Source organism: Maritimimonas sp. 2405UD52-3, from assembly GCF_056591715.1.
This window is the reverse complement of the sequence record NZ_JBWQOL010000002.1, coordinates 663,315-678,589: the sequence shown is the minus strand read 5'-3', so window position 1 is coordinate 678,589 and position 15,275 is coordinate 663,315. Positions and strand designations below refer to the sequence as shown.

Below are 15,275 nucleotides of genomic sequence, written 5' to 3'. Positions count from 1 at the left end.
TTACGGAGTATTTTGCTTACTCTCATGTAAAAAGGCCATCCATTCTTTATGAAAACCTTTTTCGATTATGTACCTTTTACTATTTGTAATATCATTTATTTCGTTGCATTGATTGCATACACTTAAGCGAATCACTTTGCTATTTTTTAAGGTTGCTATTAAGATTGTTCTACTCTTTGCTATGTTATAGTTAATACTTACATGGGTTTTATTCAGAAACTCTAGTGCTTTTTGTCTATTAATTCTTAGGTAAGTAGTGTCGATTTCCCCATCTAGGTAATTATAGCTTTCTATTCCTATTTCTTTTATATTATTCCAATTGTTTGTATCATAATGAAAATAATAAGTGTACCAACTTAATGTTAGTACACTTAATATTGCCAAGCTTTTAAAAAGTATATGTTTACCAAACATAGTTTTTCTTATTAGCTTGTTTTTTAATAGCTTCAATCATGGCTTTATCTAAGCTTTTACTATTAGTTTCTTGTTGTTTTTTAGCCACGTAAGAAGCGCGCTTTTTATTCAATGTATTAATTTTTGCTTGAATCTCTTTACGCTTTATACGTTGCTGAGTTACATACTTTTTGATTTCATTAGTTGATTTTCCTTGCAACTCTTTTGGTAAACTCTTTCTATTGATCTTATCATAACTAAACCCTTTTTGATCTTCAGCATCTACTAAATCCCAGGAAGAATTTTTGTAAACGCGTGAGCTTTTACTAACCGCACGTTTTACGGCTACCACTTCATCCAAGGTTTCGGCATTAGTATCTTGTTCAGCTTGTAATGACATTTTACTTCTTCCTTGTGCACCATAATAGATATAAGTGTCGTTTAACTTTTTATTTAAGATGATAATGTCTTGGTCATATGGAGAAGTAATATGTACTATGGCTTCATTGTGGTCAATAGCCATATAGTCACCATTCGTTAAACGAGCACCATCTTGCCATTTGGTATGTATACCAGTTTGATAGTTACCACAAAAAATAGTGTTTACCACTACATCTTCTTCATTCGCTAAGGCTGCGGCATCTTTGTAATGTATTTTTCCTTGAGTAAAGGGTTCATTACCTGCAATAAAGATCAATTTCAAGTCTTTTTTACTGGCTCCCCAATTCAGCTCTTTTAATGAAGTTTGTATCACTTCACCACAAAATTCATTTCCTCCGTTGGTTCTAAGTGCAAATAATTTCTCAGAAATTTCATCCAAATCTGAACTGAAACCAATCACTTGACGGATATAACCTTCACTCTCTGGTAAGGTGCTATTTCCATATTCATATAATGCGATTTGTAGATCTGGATCTTCATGTTCGCATTTGGCATACGAAAGTTCATTCACAATTTCCCATAATTGAGTTTTTGCTTGATTGATCAACCCGTCCATAGAATTACTGGTGTCTAATAATAATGCTACTTTAATGGTATTCTTTTTCGGATTGTCATTATTAGCAAATAGAAAAGCTGAGGTCAAGGTTAGTAGAAAAACGAATGTGATTCTTAAATTCTTCATGGTGTTTTTGTTTAATTTTTGAGTAAAAGTATCATCAACTAGTTCCATAAAAAATCTAAAATGAGGGAAATAGCACTTTTAATGAGTAAAGTGGAAACCCGATTGAGTAAGGTTCTAAAATTAGATATAAAGTACTGTTGTTTTTAAGAAATGTGATTTTATGGTGTCGTTTAAAGTATGTAGTTTTACCACAATGAAACAAAGATTTTACATAATAATCTTATTAATTTTCTCGATCGTTTTTGTCTCTAATGCTCAAGTTCAACAAGACAGAGCTAAAGAAAAAGGATATTACACAGATAGGATAACAGATACTAATGGAAGTCCACTTTCTGGTATAAGAGTGCGTGTTCGAGGTAAAGGAGTCACTACCGTCACAAATTCAAATGGAGAATTTACCATTAAAGCTAATCTGGGCGATGTGATTATTCTAAGTAAAAATGGAAAAACCATTGATACCTATCGCTATGATGGTAGCTTGAATTATGAAGTAAAAGATGAGAAAAATGTACTGAATGCTACCGAAGATAACACTACTTCTAGATCAAAAAAGTTGTCAAAAGTTTCTTCAAGAAACCAAAATGACTTTAAAGTTAAGTTGGATTCTGCCATACTACTAAGTAGAGTAAACCCTACTAAAAGTATTGACCTTATAGGTTCGGCCTTAAATTTTGCAGAAGGTAATAGCACACAGTTAGCACAATCATATGATGTGCTTGGTGATATCTATATGAACTTGCAGCAATTTGATTTGGCTTCCGATAATTATAAAATTGCAAATGAGAATGGACCTAGTACTTCAATTCAGTTAAAACTGGCAAAGGCATATTCTTTAAGTAGACAATATGATTTAAGTGAACGTGAATATAATAGCTTACTGAAAAATCCGTCAATACTTACTTTTCAAAAAATTGAGGTTTATGAAGGTCTAGGTGACTTGTTTTATAAGAAAAAGAACTATGAAAAGGCTCTGGCTGAATTCAGAACAGCGCTGAATTTGAATGATCGTACCTCTAATATTTCAAAAAGAACAAGTTTAAATTCAAAAATTGCTTCTACGCTCAGTGCTTTGAATAGAGCAGGGGAGGCCGAGACTTATTTGAATCGCTCTATTGAATCAGCTGCGAATGAAAGTCCTCAAAAGGCAGCAATTCAAAGTCAAAAGGCGGCAGAATTTTATAGTAAGAATAACAGTTTAGATAAGGAAGTAGCGTTGCGTAAAAAGACACTTGAAACGATTGAAAATGAAGCCTTAGATGAAATTGTAGTAGAAGAAGAGGAAGCTTCACCTATAGCCAAGAAGCCCAAAATTACAAAATCACGTGCTAAATTAGATTTAGGAAATGCTTATTTAAAACAAAATAAATTGAATGAAGCTATTCCTTTATTAGAAGAAAGTGTAGCAGATGCTGAAGCAAGCGAAGATTTAGAAACTCAAAAAGACGCTGTTCAAAAATTATCAGAAGCTTATGTAAGCTTGGGTGATGAGAATAAGGCATTAACCAATTACAAAAAATATGTCTCTTTAGTAGATGTTTTGTATAAAGAAAAAGAAAGAGAAATTAGTGATGCTATTAATTTGAATAGAACACTGTCTGAAAAACAAAACAGGATCACCAGTCTAGAAAAAGATAGAGAGTTATCAGAAAGTAAATTGCAGTTATATCAAACTGAAAATCAATTAACAGTTGAAAATGATCGCCGACAAAGATTGACTATTTATGGACTTTTAGCTGGTCTAGTCCTGTTATTATTTTCTTTGTTTTGGATGATTAGAAGTAATAGACAACGCAAATTAGCCAATAATTTATTGGCCTTGAAATCTTTAAGAACACAGATGAATCCGCATTTTATTTTTAATGCACTCAACTCTGTAAACAGCTTTATCGCTCAAAATGATGAGCGAAGTGCAAATCGTTATCTAACGGAGTTTTCTACATTAATGCGTAGTGTTCTTATAAATTCAGAAGAAGATTTTATTGACTTAGAAAAAGAAATTGAGCTATTAGAATTGTATCTCAAACTAGAGCATTCTCGTTTTGAGGATAAGTTTGACTATGAATTAATAGTTGATAAAGAAATTGAACAAGAACAATTCCAGATTCCGCCAATGTTGTTACAACCTTACGTTGAAAATGCAGTGTGGCATGGTTTACGTTATAAAGAAGAAAAAGGTTTTTTAAAAGTTGAATTATCTAAAAAGGATGAGGAAACTATCACTATTGAGATTTCTGATAATGGCATTGGTAGGAAAAAATCAAAGGAGTTAAAAACAGAGCATCAAAAAAAACAGCAGTCAAAAGGCATGCAAAATATCAAGCAGCGCATTCAGATTTTGAATGAGATGTATAAGGATAAAGTAGATGTGTTTATTGAAGATTTGTATGATGACCAAACAGGAACTAAAGTAAGTTTAACGCTTAAGAAGGACTAATGAACCTCAAAACGATTATAGTTGAAGATGAGCAAACCAGTAGGGAAATTCTAAAGAATTACTTGGCAAAATATTGCCCTACAGTTGAGGTGGTTGGTGAAGCCAGAAATATTGATGAAGCATTGGTTTTGATTCGTAATAACGAACTTGATCTGGTATTTTTAGATGTAGAAATGCCATATGGTTCTGGTTTTGATCTGCTAGATAAACTTGGTACTACAGATTTTGAAGTGGTCTTTGTTACAGCTTACAATCAATATGCTATTGAAGCTTTAAACAAGCATGCATCCTATTATTTATTAAAGCCAATCTCCATTGATGATTTAATCAAGGCGGTTGATTACGTGACCGAGTTAAGAGAAAAGGAAAATGAATTACAGCATTCAGTTTTAACTCCAAAAGTTAGTGTGACCAATCAAAAGATTACAATTCCAACACAGGATGGATTTGAGGTATTAGAAATGAAAGATATTATCTATTGTAAGGCTGATGACAACTATACAGAAATCTATCTTGAAAACGGATTTAAAAAGTTGGTTAGCAAAACACTTAAGTATTTTGAAGGCATTTTAAAGGAAAAAGGTTTTGCTAGAATTCATAAATCATATTTGGTAAATGTATCCTATATTACTTCCTATAAAAAAGGAAAAGGCGGAACAGTTTTTTTGAATAACGGAAAAGAATTGAGTGTGTCGGCTTCCAAAAAAGCAGAATTATTGTCTTATTTTAAATAACTTGTCATTCCTGCGAAGTTAGGAATCTCATTATAGTTGAATTAATGATAAAAGAACTTAATGGTAAAGAACCTCAAATTGGCCAAGATTGCTTTATAGCAGAAACGGCCGTGATTGTTGGTGATGTTAAAATGGGTGATCAATGTAGTATTTGGTACAGTGCAGTTATTCGTGGTGACGTACATTATATAAAGATGGGTAATAAGGTTAATGTACAAGATAATGCCACTATTCATTGTACCTATCAAAAAAGCCCCACAACTATCGGTAATAATGTGTCCATTGGCCATAATGCTATTGTACATGGATGTACCATTCATGATAATGTATTGATCGGTATGGGTGCTATAGTCATGGATGATTGTGTAATTGAAAGTAATTCTATAATTGCTGCTGGAGCTGTTGTAACCAAAGGAACGATAGTTGCATCTGGAACCATATATGCTGGAATGCCAGCAAAAAGAATTAAAGATATTTCTCCCGAATTAGTGTCTGGCGAGATTGATAGAATTGCTAATAATTATGTAAAATACTCAAGTTGGTATAAAGAATAAAATTGTCCCCTTGAGGGGAGTTTAGGGATGTAATGAAGAATGTATTAATTTTACTTTCAATATTATTTTTTAATAGTTGCCAAAGGCAACAACAAACAGTTCAACTCAGATTTCTCGATGAATATATTTTGTCAGATAGTTTATTGATTGACGATACTCTTGTGGGAGGATTGTCAGGGATTGACTATAAAAATGACACCTATTACATTGTGTGTGATGATGCTAAGAACCCCAGATTTTATGAAGCTAATATTAATATTAAAAGCAACAAAATACAGCATGTTACTTTTAAAAAAGTAGTAACTGTTAAGGACAGCACTTGGTATTTTGATCTTGAGTCTATTCTTTTTGAAAATGACAATTTAATAGTACTTAGCTCTGAGGGATTGATAAGAGAAAATAAAGATCCAACTGTATTTTCTGTAAATCTCAAAGGAGAATCCTTAAATCACTTTGAGTTGCCTAGCTATTTCGAGGCAACAAGTTCTCAAAAGCCTAGAAATAATGGAGTTTTTGAAGGTTTAACCAGAAGTTATGATCAAAAGGGCTATTGGGTCATTACTGAGTTGCCTTTAGAAGCTGATGGAATTGCACCAACATCAACTGAAGCTGATTCTCCTGTTCGTATGACTTATATCAATAAGGAATCTGGTAAAGCTGAGAAACAAGTTATCTATCAACTAGATAAAATTTCAAAAGTTCCATTGGGTAATTTTGCTGTAAATGGTGTTACTGATTTGCTCGCTTATGAGCCCAATAAATTTCTAGTTATAGAACGTAGTTTTTCATCGGGCCATGGAACGAATGGTAACGATATTAAGATTTATGCTATTGATATTAGTAGGGCAACAAATACGCTAGATTTTGAAAATCTAAGAGATGCGAATTATATTCCGGTTGAGAAAGAACTACTTTTTGATTTTGAATTGGTAAGAGATCAGTTGACAAATGAAATGATAGATAATGTTGAGGGCATTACTTTTGGCCCTCAGTTACCAAGTGGAAACCAATCACTGGTATTAATAGTTGATAATGATTTTAATAAGCAAGGTAATCGATTGAATCAATTCATTTTAATGGAATTGATCGAAAAATAGTGTTTAAATTTCCGTAAATTGCTTAGCAATTAACTTAACTTCCTCAGGAAGCAATAACCCCTTTAATTCAAATGAAAATTCTATCCAAAATACTAATGCTTGGTATGGTTTTATCAAGTATTGTAGTTTCAGTTCAGGCACAACAAATTAATGAAGATACTTTTAAAGGTCTTAAGTTCAGAAGTCTTGGGCCGGCGTTAACATCTGGACGTATAGCTGATATTGCCATTCATCCTAAAAATGAAAATATATGGTATGTGGCCGTGGGTTCAGGAGGCGTTTGGAAAACTACTAACTCAGGTACAACTTGGAATCCCATTTTTGATGAACAGACAAGTTATTCTATTGGCTGCATCACAATTGATCCTAATAATTCTCATACTATTTGGGTAGGAACAGGTGAAAATGTTGGTGGGCGTCATGTAGGCTTTGGTGATGGCATTTATGTGAGTTATGATGATGGCCAAACATGGAAAAATATGGGGCTGAAAAACTCAGAGCATATTTCAAAAATTATTGTTCATCCACAAGATTCAAATATTATTTGGGTAGCTGTACAAGGACCACTTTGGAGTAAAGGTGGAGAACGTGGCTTATATAAATCTATAGATGGCGGTCAAACTTGGAAGAAGACTTTGGGTGATGATCAATGGACGGGAGTTACAGATGTTGTTATAGATTATACAAATCCAGATATTTTATATGCGGCAACTTGGCAACGTCATAGAACTGTAGCTGCGTATATGGGCGGTGGTCCAGAGTCTGCATTACACAAAAGTACCGATGGAGGTGAAACCTGGACAAAGTTAACAACAGGTATTCCGAAATCGAACCTTGGTAAAACGGGATTGGCCATATCTCCTTTTAATAATGAAGTGATATATGCAGCATTAGAACTAGATAGGAGAAAAGGAGGTTTGTATATGTCAAGCAATGGTGGCGCCTCTTGGGTTAAGCAATCAGATGCAATTTCTGGTGGAACAGGTCCACATTATTATCAGGAACTCTATGCGTCTCCACATCATGAAGGCAAGTTATTTTTAATGAGCAACACGGTACAGGTTTCTGACAATCATGGTAAGAGGTTTTATCCAATGAATGAAAAGAAAAAACATGTTGATAGTCATGCACTTGCCTTTAAAAAATCTGACCCTAATTATTTGTTATTTGGAACTGATGGAGGACTTTATGAAACATTTGACCTCACTAAGTCATGGAAATATATTGATAATCTTCCTGTAACTCAATATTACAAGGTAGCTGTAGATGATTCAGCACCATTTTACAAAATCTATGGTGGCACACAAGATAATGGCTCACACGGTGGGCCATCTAGAACAACAAAAGCTTCAGGAATTGCCAATGAAGATTGGTGGATTACACTTTCTGCAGATGGACATCAGTCAGCTACAGAACCCGGTAATCCGAATATTACTTATGGTGAATTTCAAGAAGGCTGGTTATGGCGCATAGACCAAACAACAGGAGAAACAGTATTTATTCAACCACAACCCAATGAAAATGATCCCTATGAGCGCTATAATTGGGATGCGCCTATTCTGGTAAGTCCGCATAAATCTGAACGCTTATATTTTGCTTCACAACGGGTCTGGAAATCTGAAAACCGAGGTGATTCTTGGACGGCTGTTTCTAACGATCTTACTAGAAACGAAACACGTTTGGCATTACCAATTATGGGGAAACAGCAAAGTTATGACAATGCATGGGACGTACTTGCAATGTCTAATTATAATACGATTACTTCATTGGCTGAATCACCAAAGCAAGAAGGATTGATCTATGCAGGGACGGACGACGGTATTATTCAGGTTACGGAAAATGGAGGGCAGAATTGGCGTAAAATCGAAACAGGAAGTATAAAAGGAGTCCCTGCCAGGGCTTTTATAAATGATATACGAGCAGATCTTTTTGATGCTAATGTGGTGTATGCTGCTCTTGATAACCACAAGTATGGTGATTTTAAACCGTACCTGATTAAAAGCAATGACAAAGGAAAAACTTGGTCATCCATAAATGGTAATCTACCTAAGCGCCTATTGACTTGGCGCTTGGTTCAAGATCATATTAAAAAGGATTTACTATTTGCGGCTACAGAATTTGGAGTGTATTTCACTAATGATGGAGGTAGAAAGTGGATAAAGTTAAAAGGAGGGATACCACCAATAGCAATACGGGATATTACCATTCAACGTAGAGAAAATGACCTAATAGCAGCGTCCTTTGGAAGAGGGTTTTTTGTATTAGATGATATGTCGGCTATTAGGAATTTTGGTATAAATGAAGCAAAAGCTGAAGCAACTCTATTTGATGTAAAACCCGCCTATTGGTATGTTGAAAAACCAGAGATTTATGGACAGGGTAATGATAAATATTTAGCCCCTAATCCTCCTTTTGGATCTGTGTTTACCTATTATTTATCAGATAAAGTGATGTCTTTAGAAGAACTGCGTAAGGAAGGCGAAAAGAAAACGGGTACAACAAATTTTCCGGGTTGGGATGCCTTAGATGCAGAAAAAAGACAACAAAAACCAGAGATTTTATTAATTATCAAAGACAAGAAGGGTGAAACAGTCAATACAGTTAAGGGAACCAATAAAAAGGGATTCAACCGGGTGAATTGGAAGTTAGATGTGGCTGAACGAATAGGAGAAAAGCTTGAGCCCCCTAAACCGGTTGATGAATATTTTAATTTTAATATTATGGCAACACCTGGTGATTATACAGTGACGCTTTTAAAATTAGTGGATGGGAAATTGATTGAATTGTCACCGGCAAAACCGTTTAAGGTAGTGCCGCTAAGGGAAGGACATCTAAAAGGAACTTCTTATGATGAGATTAATAATTTCGTAGATAGTTATCATGAATTTGAACAAAATTTAAATGCTACAAGTCAAACACTATCCAGATCACTTTTAAAAGTAGATGCCATGCAACGGGCCCTGCAAAAATCCAAAAACTCTTCACCTGAACTGGCTAAACAAATTTATGAACAAGGTAAAGCGCTTTCAAAATTGGATAATGCGCTTAATGGTAATAAAGCTAAAAATGAGATAGGAGAGAAGAACAATCCAAGCCCTAAGGATGTGATTTTTATATTAAAAGCAGCATTGGCATCATCGACTTATGGGCCAACAGAAATGCATAAAACTACACTAGGGAAAGCGAATAAGATTTTATATAAAATTACATCTGATTTAAAAGGAATTGTTGAGACTAAGATTCCTGATCTAGAAAAACAATTAAAAGCTGTTGGAGCACCATATATTGAAGGACAAGGGCTGCTAAAGAATTAGTTGTGAGAATATTAAATATTTAAAAATCTAAATTTTCGATAGAATAGTTAGATTTTACATCTTTGAGAATATTACTTAAAATACTTATATCAACATTACTAAATAATTCATGATTTGGTTGAATATTTGAATTATTGAGTAAATCTGATTTTTGAAGAATATTTTTAGTTTGTTTAGCAACAGCTTGTCCTGAATCTATAATAGTCACATTATTTCCCACTATTTCTTTGATTTTTGGTATCAAAAACGGGTAATGACTGCAGCCTAACACCAGATAGTCTATATGCTGCTCCAGCATAGGTTGTAAATATGTCCGCAATAAATCCTCCATTTCACCAGAGTTTATCTTACCAGATTCAATTAGAGGTACCAATCCTTCTCCTATCTGCTCGATGACTTTGATATGGGAGGCAAATTTTGTTGAGGTTGTATGAAAAAGATCACTTGCTAACGTACCTTTGGTAGCTAAAATACCAATAGCATTTGTTTTGGTTTGAAGTGCTGCTGGTTTAATTGCGGGTTCTATACCTATAAAGGGTACTTGATATTTTTTGCGTAAGTAAGAAATAGCATTGGTAGTAGCAGTGTTACATGCTACAACAATTATTTTAGCACCTTTAGATAGCAGAAGCTCAGTATTCTTTGCGCTGAACTCAATAATTTTTTCTTTAGATTTTTGTCCATAAGGAGCATTTTTGCTATCTGCAAGGTAAATTGTACTCTCGTTAGACAAAAGCACTGTAATTTCTTTCCAAATAGAAATACCACCTACGCCTGAATCAAATACACCTATGGGTTGATCTTTGGTCATTTTTACAAAAATAAAAAATCCCACTACATGTGGGATTTTATCTTCAACTATTGTTTCAGTTTTTTAGATACCTAACTTGGCTTTCACTGAAGCTAATAGGTCTTCGCCATCAAAAACAATCAAGCCTTTACCCGGTGAAGAATCAAATACATATTGCAATCCTTTTTCTTTTGCAACTGTTTTGATTGCTGTTTCAGCTTTTTCACTAATAGGCTTGTATAAGTCTATCTCCTTTTTTGCCAACTCTTGTTGAGCTGTTTGCGCATAAACTTGCAATTTCTTTTGTAATTCTTGTACTTCAGAAGCTCGCTTTTGATTTTCAGTATCAGTTTGTGTTGCTGCTTCTGCATCATATTTTTGCAACTTAGCCTGTAAAGAACTTGTTTGTGACTTGTATTCAGTATCGTAAGCTTGAGCAACTTTTTTCAGTTCCTCCTGCATTTGCTTAGTTTCAGGCATTGCCGCAATTAACTCCTGAGTGTTTATATGTCCTACTTTTGTCTGTGCATCCACCGACATAAATCCTAAAAATAGTACACTTGCTAATAGTAGTTTTGTAAAAAATTTCATCTGTCTTAAATGTTAATATTAATTTCTGTTATTGTTTAATTATTTATTGTGTCTTTCTTTTTCTCTGTAGCAGCTTTCAATCTCTCTTCGCGTTCTTTTCTTCGTCTTTCTATTTCTTCTAAACGCTTTTTACGTTTTTCTTCTGCTGCCTTTTTTAGTTCTTCTCTTCGTTTAGCTCTTGCTTCATTCTGTTCTTTTATGCGTTGTTTTAGAGCTGCATTTCTAGTTGCTTTTTCATCAGCCTTTATTTTTAATTGTTCTTCTTTAGCTTTAACAGCTTCTGTTTTTTCAATACGCTTTTCAACCAATGCTTTTTGCTTTCTTCCTTTAACAATCTTATTTAATACAAGCTCACTTACATCATATTTTTTATTGGTATATAACATGATCAAATCACTTGATTTGTCTAATACCATATCATACTTTTTTTGCACTGCTATTTCTTGAACAGCATTGTAAATTTGATCTTGAACTGGTTGTACTAATTGCTTACGTAACATATACAAGTCGCCGCTAGGACCAAAATAACCTGCTTGCATATTAGTTAAATCCAATTCTTTAATTTCAATATCTTCTTCTCGCTCTTCAATTAAATCGTCAGTAAGCAATGCTTTTTCATTACTTAAATCCGTTTTCATTACTTCAATCTCGCGTTTCAAATTATCCAAACGTTTTTGCCAAGATTTCACACGTTCATTTAAACGACTTTGAGCCTCTGTATATTCGGGAACATTTTCCAAAATATACTCCATATCTATATACGCAATCTTTTGTGGTTTTTGAGCTACTAACATGTTAATGAAAAACATAGCAACCAAAAATAATATCTTACGTGTCATGATATAATGAGTATTTAGAAAAAACCGTGCCAAAAAGCTAAATGTTTGCAAATGTACTAATTTCGTTAGAACTGTTGCCCAATAATAAAATGTACAGATTGACCTTGTACAAATTGATCTGTGTCAAAACCTTTTGCAAAATCAATACCCAACAATCCAAAAGCAGGCATAAAGATACGTACACCAGCACCGATAGAACGTCTGAGTTTAAAAGGTTCAAAATTCTTAATGCTATTAGCTGCATTACCAGCTTCGGCAAAGCCTAGTGCATATATTGATGCCGATGGTTTTAATGTTAAAGGGTATCTAAGTTCAAAAACAACCTTATTATAAACCGCACTACCAACAGCAGTACCAGTATTTTCATCTATTGACAAACTAGAGTTTTGATACCCTCTTAAAGCAATATTTTGTCTTCCATCAAATTGTCCTTGCCCTAAACCATCGCCTCCTAAATAAAAACGCTCAAAGGGTGATAGGCCTTTACCGTTGTTATAATCTCCTAAAAATCCAAATTCAACACCAGAATACAGCACAAGCTGACTACCAGAGCGACCAGCTATAGCATTGTACCATTTACCTGAAAAATTAAATTTATAGAACTCCAATAATTCTAACCTTTCTTCTTCTGTGGCCTCACTATAATCGGTATCACTAAAAGAAGAATAAGGAGGAGTCAATTTTACACCAATATTAAACTGAGATCCAGTTGTTGGAAAAATTGGGTTTGGACCTGCAGAATTTCTACCAAAATTGACAGACAAGTTTAAGTTATTTGAGGTGCCATTACCAAAGTTTAACGTACTTAAGAAGAAGTTTTTTAATTTAAACCTCTGATAGCTTAACGATGTGGAAAGTGTGAAATAATCGTCAGGCCATCTTAAACGTTGACTAATACCAATACTTGCGCCTAATATATTAAGTCTTTGATCTCTGTCAACATCTCTTGTGATAGGATTAAAATTAAATTGACTTGAGTTATATATTGAGAAAGATAAAGCTCTGGGTTTTTTACCACCTAACCAAGGTTCAGTAAATGATAAACTATAGGTGCTTGAAAAGCGGCTGGCTTGTGCTCTTAGCGAAACAGTTTGACCATCACCTCTTGGTACAGGCCTATATTCAGAACCTTTAAATAAATTTTTCACAGAGAAATTACTAAATGACAGCCCTAGCGTACCTACAAAAGTACCCCCACCAAAACCACCTTGTAATTCAATTTGACTTGCCCCTTTTTCTGCAATGGAATAAGCTATATCAACAGTTTTATCTGTATAGTTTGGTTGTACATCTGGCACAATATTTTCAGGATCAATATATGGTAATTGCCCAATTTCACGTATTGTACGAATAATATTTTGTCTACTAAATAATTGTCCAGGGCGTGTTCTAATTTCACGCATTAACACATGATCATTTGTCACTTCATTACCTGTAAGGGTTACTTTACGAATAGTGGCGGGATCATCTTCACGAATTCTTATTTCAATGTCTATTGTATCATTCTCAACATTAGTTTCTACAGGAGTAACGCTGCTGAATAAATACCCATTATTTAAATATGTATTAGTAATATCTTGAGAATCTGGAGAACCATCTCCTTTAACTCGTTCATTTAATAATTTACTATCGTAAATATCACCTTTTTCAAGTAATAAAAAGTCTTTTAGTTGTTGATCAGTATAAACTGAATTTCCTAAAAATCGGATATCTCCAAAATAATACCTGTTACCTTCATTCAAAAATATGTCAAGGTTAATTGTATTGTCTTCATTCCATGAAATAGAATCTTTTAAAACTTGTGCATCTCGGTACCCTTTTTCACGGTACTTATTTACCATATTTTCTAGATCCTCTGTATACTTTTCTTCAATATACTTTGATGGTTTAAATACATGTAAAAGATTTTTTTGCTTGGTTTTTTTTAGCAATTTTTTTAGTTTGCCAGTTTTGAAAGCTTCATTGCCATGAAAACGTAAATTTTTGATTTTAATTTTCTTACCTCTATCAACAACAACCAAAGCTTTTTCTGAATTATTAGCTGTAGTGTCAATTTTGGTGTCAATGGTAACTTTGGCTTTTAAAAACCCTTTATCTATATATTTTTTTGCAATATAATTTTTAGTAGTGGTTAAAAGGTTTTCAGTAAGTCTTGCACCTTGCTTAAATTCTGTTTCTTTTTGTATATCTTCTGCTTTATTCTTTTTTATTCCTTGAATTGTAACAGAACTTAATTTTGATAATTCCTTCACTTCAAACTCTAAATAAATGGTTTCTCCATCAATTTTAGTTGCGTAAGCATCTACATTACTGAAAAGCTTAGAATTCCATAACTTTTTTATAGCGGAAGTCAACTTATCACCAGGAATTTTAATAGGCTGTCCTACGGTCAGTTCAGAAAAAACAGTTATGGATTGTTCACTGAATTGTTGATTGCCTTTTACAGAAATACCACCTAAAATATAGGTTTTAGTACCCTTGAATTGATCTTTAGTAAGAAGATCAACTTTTGGTGGAATAGTGTCTTTTAAAATAGGAGCTATCGTGTCTTTTGGAGTAGAGGAGATAGTATCTTTTTGTATGGTTGTTTCTTGAGCTTTAGCAGGATGTAGGGCTAAAGTAAAACTTAAAAATAATAGGCTAATTTTTAGTTTGTTCATGCTTACTTTGTAATTGTTCACTCGTTTTTCCGAAACGTCTTTCTCTATTTTGATAGTCTATGATTGCTTCAAAAAAATGCTCTTTTCTAAAATCGGGCCAAAGTACTTCAGTAAAGTATAATTCAGCATATGCAATCTGCCATAAAAGGAAGTTACTTATGCGCTTTTCGCCGCTGGTACGTATCAAAAAATCAACGTCGGGCAAAGTAAATGTATATAAATGATTATTTATAATTTTTTCATTAATTTCTTCCGTCAAAAGTTGGTTATTAACAACTTTTTTAGATATTTTTTTGATAGCATTAACAATTTCTTCACGTGAACCATAACTTAATGCTAGATTTAGGGTCATATGATCATTATTCTTAGTAATATCTATGACTTCCTGAAGCTCCTTTTGAGCTTTTTTTGGAAGGTTTTCTATCCTTCCAATTGCTTGTAATTTGATATTATTATCTTGAAGCGTTTTCAGCTCTTTTCTTAAAGAACTAACCAATAAACTCATTAGAGTTTCAACCTCTATTTTAGGACGATTCCAATTTTCAGTTGAAAATGCATACAGTGTTAGTGCCTTAATGTTAATTTCCGCCGCTGCTTCTACAGTTTCACGTACAGCTTTCACCCCATTTTTATGTCCAAAAACACGTGCCATGCCCTTTTTCTTAGCCCATCGCCCATTACCATCCATAATAACGGCAACATGTTTAGGTAAGTGGCTTGTATGTATTTTTGATTTTAAATCCATG

12 protein-coding genes are annotated in these 15,275 nt (G+C 33.7%); 5 read left to right on the top strand and 7 right to left on the bottom strand.

Annotated elements, in window-relative coordinates; genetic code table 11:
- Positions 1-414, bottom strand: a complete 414-nt coding sequence (locus tag AC1EU5_RS07350) for a hypothetical protein (RefSeq protein ID WP_480191724.1) — start codon at positions 412-414, stop codon at positions 1-3.
- Positions 404-1,516: a vWA domain-containing protein gene (locus AC1EU5_RS07345; protein ID WP_480191723.1), complete on the bottom strand. Its 1,113-nt coding sequence runs from the start codon at positions 1,514-1,516 to the stop codon at positions 404-406. The genes AC1EU5_RS07350 and AC1EU5_RS07345 overlap by 11 nt, the downstream gene beginning before the upstream one ends.
- A gap of 193 nt (positions 1,517-1,709) precedes the next feature.
- On the opposite strand from AC1EU5_RS07345, the gene AC1EU5_RS07340 reads away from it, so the two are divergent.
- The 5 genes from AC1EU5_RS07340 to AC1EU5_RS07320 all read left to right on the top strand — a co-directional run bounded on the left by AC1EU5_RS07340 (position 1,710) and on the right by AC1EU5_RS07320 (position 9,649).
- A complete protein-coding gene (locus tag AC1EU5_RS07340) occupies positions 1,710-3,950 on the top strand; it encodes a histidine kinase (protein WP_480191722.1) in 2,241 nt (746 codons plus the stop codon).
- Positions 3,950-4,684, top strand: coding sequence for a LytR/AlgR family response regulator transcription factor (locus tag AC1EU5_RS07335; protein WP_480191721.1), 735 nt, complete (start codon positions 3,950-3,952; stop codon positions 4,682-4,684). The genes AC1EU5_RS07340 and AC1EU5_RS07335 overlap by 1 nt, the downstream gene beginning before the upstream one ends.
- A gap of 44 nt (positions 4,685-4,728) precedes the next feature.
- Positions 4,729-5,238 carry a gamma carbonic anhydrase family protein gene (locus AC1EU5_RS07330; RefSeq protein ID WP_480191720.1) on the top strand — a complete coding sequence of 170 codons (510 nt, stop codon included), beginning with the start codon at positions 4,729-4,731 and terminating at the stop codon, positions 5,236-5,238.
- Positions 5,239-5,270: 32 nt separating this feature from the next.
- Positions 5,271-6,335: an esterase-like activity of phytase family protein gene (locus AC1EU5_RS07325; RefSeq protein WP_480191719.1), complete on the top strand. Its 1,065-nt coding sequence runs from the start codon at positions 5,271-5,273 to the stop codon at positions 6,333-6,335.
- 71 nt (positions 6,336-6,406) lie between these two features.
- Positions 6,407-9,649: a WD40/YVTN/BNR-like repeat-containing protein gene (locus AC1EU5_RS07320; protein WP_480191718.1), complete on the top strand. Its 3,243-nt coding sequence runs from the start codon at positions 6,407-6,409 to the stop codon at positions 9,647-9,649.
- Positions 9,650-9,668: 19 nt separating this feature from the next.
- Here the strand turns inward: AC1EU5_RS07320 and murI are convergent, their stop codons facing one another.
- The 5 genes from murI to AC1EU5_RS07295 all read right to left on the bottom strand — a co-directional run bounded on the left by murI (position 9,669) and on the right by AC1EU5_RS07295 (position 15,274).
- Positions 9,669-10,460 carry a glutamate racemase gene (murI, locus tag AC1EU5_RS07315; protein ID WP_480191717.1) on the bottom strand — a complete coding sequence of 264 codons (792 nt, stop codon included), beginning with the start codon at positions 10,458-10,460 and terminating at the stop codon, positions 9,669-9,671.
- 63 nt (positions 10,461-10,523) lie between these two features.
- Complete coding sequence (locus AC1EU5_RS07310; protein ID WP_480191716.1) at positions 10,524-11,030, bottom strand: OmpH/Skp family outer membrane protein; 507 nt, start codon at positions 11,028-11,030, stop codon at positions 10,524-10,526.
- Between the two features lie 35 nt (positions 11,031-11,065).
- Complete coding sequence (locus AC1EU5_RS07305; protein ID WP_480191715.1) at positions 11,066-11,869, bottom strand: OmpH/Skp family outer membrane protein; 804 nt, start codon at positions 11,867-11,869, stop codon at positions 11,066-11,068.
- A 65-nt stretch (positions 11,870-11,934) separates the two neighbouring features.
- Positions 11,935-14,529 (bottom strand): outer membrane protein assembly factor BamA, encoded by a 2,595-nt coding sequence (gene bamA, locus AC1EU5_RS07300; RefSeq protein WP_480191714.1) that lies wholly within the window; start codon positions 14,527-14,529, stop codon positions 11,935-11,937.
- A complete protein-coding gene (locus AC1EU5_RS07295; protein ID WP_480191713.1) occupies positions 14,510-15,274 on the bottom strand; it encodes an isoprenyl transferase in 765 nt (254 codons plus the stop codon). Before AC1EU5_RS07295 ends, bamA begins: the two co-directional genes overlap by 20 nt.
- Position 15,275 lies beyond the last annotated feature (1 nt).

What these genes read in the sequence shown, in the direction of transcription:
- AC1EU5_RS07350 (WP_480191724.1), bottom strand. Translation starts at nt 414, where the DNA reads ATGTTTGGTAAACATATACTTTTTAAAAGCTTGGCAATATTAAGTGTA.
- AC1EU5_RS07305 (WP_480191715.1), bottom strand. Translation starts at nt 11,869, where the DNA reads ATGACACGTAAGATATTATTTTTGGTTGCTATGTTTTTCATTAACATG.
- AC1EU5_RS07345 (WP_480191723.1), bottom strand. Translation starts at nt 1,516, where the DNA reads ATGAAGAATTTAAGAATCACATTCGTTTTTCTACTAACCTTGACCTCA.
- AC1EU5_RS07320 (WP_480191718.1), top strand. Translation starts at nt 6,407, where the DNA reads ATGAAAATTCTATCCAAAATACTAATGCTTGGTATGGTTTTATCAAGT.
- AC1EU5_RS07325 (WP_480191719.1), top strand. Translation starts at nt 5,271, where the DNA reads ATGAAGAATGTATTAATTTTACTTTCAATATTATTTTTTAATAGTTGC.
- AC1EU5_RS07335 (WP_480191721.1), top strand. Translation starts at nt 3,950, where the DNA reads ATGAACCTCAAAACGATTATAGTTGAAGATGAGCAAACCAGTAGGGAA.
- AC1EU5_RS07330 (WP_480191720.1), top strand. Translation starts at nt 4,729, where the DNA reads ATGATAAAAGAACTTAATGGTAAAGAACCTCAAATTGGCCAAGATTGC.
- murI (WP_480191717.1), bottom strand. Translation starts at nt 10,460, where the DNA reads ATGACCAAAGATCAACCCATAGGTGTATTTGATTCAGGCGTAGGTGGT.
- AC1EU5_RS07310 (WP_480191716.1), bottom strand. Translation starts at nt 11,030, where the DNA reads ATGAAATTTTTTACAAAACTACTATTAGCAAGTGTACTATTTTTAGGA.
- AC1EU5_RS07340 (WP_480191722.1), top strand. Translation starts at nt 1,710, where the DNA reads ATGAAACAAAGATTTTACATAATAATCTTATTAATTTTCTCGATCGTT.
- AC1EU5_RS07295 (WP_480191713.1), bottom strand. Translation starts at nt 15,274, where the DNA reads ATGGATTTAAAATCAAAAATACATACAAGCCACTTACCTAAACATGTT.
- bamA (WP_480191714.1), bottom strand. Translation starts at nt 14,529, where the DNA reads ATGAACAAACTAAAAATTAGCCTATTATTTTTAAGTTTTACTTTAGCC.